1 protein-coding gene is annotated in these 303 nt (G+C 40.3%); it reads right to left on the minus strand.

Translation table 11 applies throughout. From position 1 onward, the window contains the following. Positions 1 to 303, minus strand: a 303-nt coding sequence (locus CWB85_RS21960; RefSeq protein WP_138556020.1) for a response regulator, incomplete at both ends; no start/stop codon positions are given.

A 303-nucleotide genomic window follows, 5' to 3' on the forward strand; every position in this document is an offset into this window, starting at 1 on the left:
ATTAAAGCCACATTTTTTTAAGAGTTCAAACGCGCTTAAACCATCCATTACCGGCATTTGTATATCTAATAGCACAATATCTGGAAATTCACTTAGGCACTGCTCAACCGCTTGCTCACCATTAGACACAGCAATCACTTCGAGACCCATTGACTTTAAAAAACGACTAATAAGTCTGCGATTATCAGGGTGATCTTCTGCTAGCAATACACGCCCTGTAAGCTGTGTTGAGGGCGGTTGGGTGGAGATATCTGGGCTAACGAGTCTTGGAGTATATTCTTTACATGGTACATTAAAAATAAA

The sequence above is a fragment of the Pseudoalteromonas sp. S1727 genome (assembly GCF_005886375.1).
In the GTDB taxonomy this organism is placed as follows: Bacteria; Pseudomonadota; Gammaproteobacteria; order Enterobacterales; family Alteromonadaceae; genus Pseudoalteromonas; species Pseudoalteromonas haloplanktis.